Source organism: Pseudonocardia pini (assembly GCF_013870575.1).
Taxonomy (GTDB): domain Bacteria; phylum Actinomycetota; class Actinomycetes; order Mycobacteriales; family Pseudonocardiaceae; genus Pseudonocardia; species Pseudonocardia pini.
This window is the reverse complement of record NZ_JACBXB010000600.1, coordinates 1-3522: the sequence shown is the minus strand read 5'-3', so window position 1 is coordinate 3522 and position 3522 is coordinate 1. Positions and strand designations below refer to the sequence as shown.

At 74.5% G+C, this 3522-nt stretch carries 4 protein-coding genes; 1 reads left to right on the top strand and 3 read right to left on the bottom strand.

The genetic code is table 11. From position 1 onward, the window contains the following. The 3 genes from H5J29_RS25545 to bioB all read right to left on the bottom strand — a co-directional run. On the bottom strand, positions 1 to 543 hold a 543-nt coding region (locus H5J29_RS25545; RefSeq protein WP_181783569.1), incomplete at its 3' end, for an aminotransferase class I/II-fold pyridoxal phosphate-dependent enzyme. Further along, positions 543 to 1820: an adenosylmethionine--8-amino-7-oxononanoate transaminase gene (locus H5J29_RS25540; protein ID WP_181783568.1), complete on the bottom strand. Its 1278-nt coding sequence runs from the start codon at positions 1818 to 1820 to the stop codon at positions 543 to 545. The genes H5J29_RS25540 and H5J29_RS25545, both read right to left, overlap by 1 nt. Continuing rightward, the gene (gene bioB, locus H5J29_RS25535) at positions 1817 to 2869 is read right to left on the bottom strand and encodes a biotin synthase BioB (RefSeq protein WP_181783567.1); all 1053 of its coding nucleotides are present in this window, start codon (positions 2867 to 2869) and stop codon (positions 1817 to 1819) included. The genes H5J29_RS25540 and bioB overlap by 4 nt, the downstream gene beginning before the upstream one ends. Positions 2870 to 2932: 63 nt before the next feature. On the opposite strand from bioB, the gene H5J29_RS25530 reads away from it, so the two are divergent. Further along, positions 2933 to 3460, top strand: coding sequence for a TetR family transcriptional regulator (locus H5J29_RS25530; protein WP_181783566.1), 528 nt, complete (start codon positions 2933 to 2935; stop codon positions 3458 to 3460). Positions 3461 to 3522: the final 62 nt, after the last annotated feature.

Sequence of the window (3522 nt, the reverse complement as noted above, 5' to 3'; positions counted from 1 at the left end):
GCGCGCCAGGTCGGCCGCGTCCCCGAGGACCGAGTAGATCGACTCGACGACCACCACGGCCCGCGGCTGCCGCCGCTCGCGCAACAGCCGGGCGAGCGCGGTGAGGTCGGCGTGCGGACAGATCGCGACGGGCGAGCGCGAGAGCCGCGCGCCGTCGACCATCGAGGCGTGGACGTGGGCGTCGGACACGAGCAGGGTGTCCGGGTCGCCGAGCGCGGTGAGCAGCCCGATGTTCGCGGTGTACCCGCTGGAGAAGGCCAGCGCGGCGGGCTGCCCGGTGAGCCGGGCCAGCTCCCGTTCGAGCTCGACGTGCGCGGGGGTCGTGCCGGTGACGACCCGCGAGGCCCGGGCACCCGCCCCCTGATCCCGCAGCGCCTGCGCCCCGGCCGCCAGGAGCCGGGGGTCCCGGCCGAGACCGAGGTAGTCGTTCGACGCCAGGTCGACCAGGTCCACACGGGACCGTCGGACGTCCGTGGCGCGGACGACGTCCGCACGCTCGCGCCGCTCCGCCGCCGCGGCCAGCCACTCGTCGACCGCACCCATCAGCCGTGCACCTCCGCCACCGCACCGACGACTGCGGCGCCGATCGTCGCGACGTCCTCGGATCCCGCGACGAAGGGCGGCATCGTGTAGACGAGGTCGCGGAAGGGTCGCACCCACACCCCGCGGTCGAGTGCGGCGCGGGTCACCGCCGGGACGTCCACGGGCCCGGTGAGCTGCACGACGCCGACCGCACCGAGCACTCGCACCTCGCGTACCGCGGCGAGGTCGGCGGCGGGTTTCAGCGCCGCGCGCAGCTCGGTCTCGATCCCGGGCACCCGCGCGCGGGAGGTCGGGAGCAGGTCCAGCGACGCCGAGGCGACGGCGCACGCGAGCGGGTTGGCCATGAAGGTCGGGCCGTGCAACAGGGCGCGCTGGGGGGACCGGGTGATCGTCTCGGCGACGCCGCTGCTGCACAGCACCGCGGCCAGCGTGAGATACCCGCCGGTCAGCGCCTTGCCGACGCACAGGACGTCGGGCTCGACGTCCGCCCATCCGACGGCGAACAGGGGGCCGGTGCGGCCGAACCCGGTCGCGATCTCGTCCGCGATCAGCAGGAGGTCGTGCTCGTCGGCGATCCGGCGCAGTGCGGCGAGGCACTCCGGGCGGTAGGCGTGCATGCCGCCCGCACCCTGCAGCACCGGCTCGACGACGATCGCCGCCACCGTGTCCGCCTGCGCCGCGACCACCTGCTCGGCGACCGCGACCCAGTCGTCCACATCGGACAGCGAGGCCGGCGGGCGGGGCAGGAACACCTGCTCCGCGACGAGCCCCGGGAACAGCGCGTGCATGCCGTCCTCCGGGTCGCACACGCCCATCGCGCCGGTCGTGTCGCCGTGGTAGCCGCCGCGGAGCGCGACGAACCGGCGACGCCGCGACCGCCCGGTCGCCGCCTGGTACTGCACCGCGAGCTTGAGCGCGACCTCGACCGACACCGAGCCGGAGTCGGCGAGGAACACGTGGCGCAGCGACTCCGGGGCGAGCGCGACCAGCTGCTCGGCGAGGCGGATCGCGGGCTCGTGGGTGAGGCCGCCGAACATCACGTGGCTGAACCGGCCGACCTGCTCGCGCACCGCGTCGTCGAGCACGGGGTTGCGGTAGCCGTGGATCGCGCACCACCACGAGCTCATGGCGTCGACGGCGTCGAAGCGCGTGCCGTCCGCCGCCTCCAGCCGCAGGCGGGTGCCCGCGGCCGCGGTGACGGCGTACGGCGAGGGACCGTCCAGGGCCGCGTACGGGTGCCAGAGCAGGCCGCGGTCCCGCTCGAGGAGGGTGCTCATGCGTTGGGCGCCAACGCTGTTCCCGCTCCGCGCTGCCGGACGGCGAGGGGTTCGCGCTCCTGCTCGGCGGCGGCGCCGAGGACCCGGAAGCCCGCGTCCGCGATCATCTCGAGGTCCGCCTTCGCGGCCTGCCCCTCGCTGGTCAGGTAGTCGCCGAGGAAGAGCGAGTTGGCCAGGTGCAGAGCCAGCGGCTGCAACGTCCGCAGGTGCATCTCGCGGCCGCCCGCCATGCGGATCTCGGTGGCGGGGCAGGCGAAGCGGGCCATCGCGAGGATCCGCAGCGCACGCAGCGGGCTCAGCTCCCAGGTGCCCGCGAGCGGGGTCCCGTCGAAGGGCATCAGGAAGTTGATCGGGATCGAGTCGCTGTCCAGCTCGCGCAGCGCGAAGACCGCGTCGATCAGCTCGTCGTCCGTCTCGCCCATGCCCACGATCAGCCCGGAGCACGGCGAGAGCCCCGCGGCCTTGGCCTTCTCGACGGTGTCCACCCGGTCCGCGTAGTCGTGGGTGGAGCAGATGTCGGCGTAGCGGGACTCGGCGGTGTTGAGGTTGTGGTTGTAGGCGTCCACCCCGGACTCCCGCAGCCGCTCCGCCTGACCGTCCTTCAGGATGCCCAGGCAGGCGCAGACCTCGACCGTCGGGTGCGCGTCCTTGAGCGCCCCGACCACGGAGGCCACCGTGTCCACGTCCCGGTTGCTCGGCCCGCGACCGCTCGCGACCAGGCACACCCGCGCGGCCCCGGCCTCGATCCCGGCGGTGGCCTGGCGGACGGCCTCGTCCTCCTCGAGCCACGAGTACTTGAGGATCTCCGCGGTCGAGCCCAGCCGCTGCGAGCAGTACCCGCAGTCCTCCGGACACAGCCCGGACTTGAGGTTCACCAGGTAGTTGACCTTGACCGCCGTGCCGAAGTGGGTGCGACGGAGCCGGCCCGCGGCGGCGACGAGGGCGAGCACGTCCTCGTCGGCGGCCGCGAGGAGCGCCTGGGCGTCGGCCCGGTCGAGGACGCCGCCCGCGAGCTGCTGGTCGGCCAGGTCGTCGAAGGTTTTGAACACCGTTCAAACGGTAGCCGCGGCCCTGCCCGTCGGGCAAGACCCGTCGCCCGTGAGACTGGTCGGGTGGCGCTGAGCAGGGAACAGGTCGTCGCCGGGGCATACGCGGTGCTGCAGGAGCAGGGTCTGAGCGGGTTGTCCATGCGGCGGGTCGCCCAGGGCCTCGGCGTGCAGCCGGGGGCGTTGTACTACCACGTGCCGAGCAAGCAGGAGATGCTCGCGGAGATCGCGGCCCGGATCCTGGACGGCGTTCCCGGGCCGACCACGGACCCCCGCCAGGCCGCCCGCGAGCTCCGCGCGGCGCTGCTCCGGGCCCGGGACGGCGCCGAGGTCGTCTCCTTCGTCCACGCCTTCCGCCCCGACGCCCTCCCCGCCCTCCAGCAGCTCCCCACACTGTTCGCGGGCCTGCGTCCGCGCGAGGCGGGATGGGCGGCGCGAGCGGTGGTCCACTACGTCCTGGGGTTCGTCGCCGAGGAGCAGAACCGCGCGGAGCTGGTCCGCCTGGAGATCCTCGCCGCGGGCCCGGCGGACGCCGACGAGGCCTTCGAGTTCGGCATCGCCGCCCTCACCCGCCGCCCGACCCGACCCGCGTAGCTGCACCTGCTCTCGCAGGGGGCCGCACGCGGAGCCCGGCGACGATCGACGCCGCGCCCCGC

Excerpts from the sequence above, each read along its gene's own strand:
- H5J29_RS25540 (WP_181783568.1), bottom strand. The coding sequence starts at position 1,820 with ATGAGCACCCTCCTCGAGCGGGACCGCGGCCTGCTCTGGCACCCGTAC.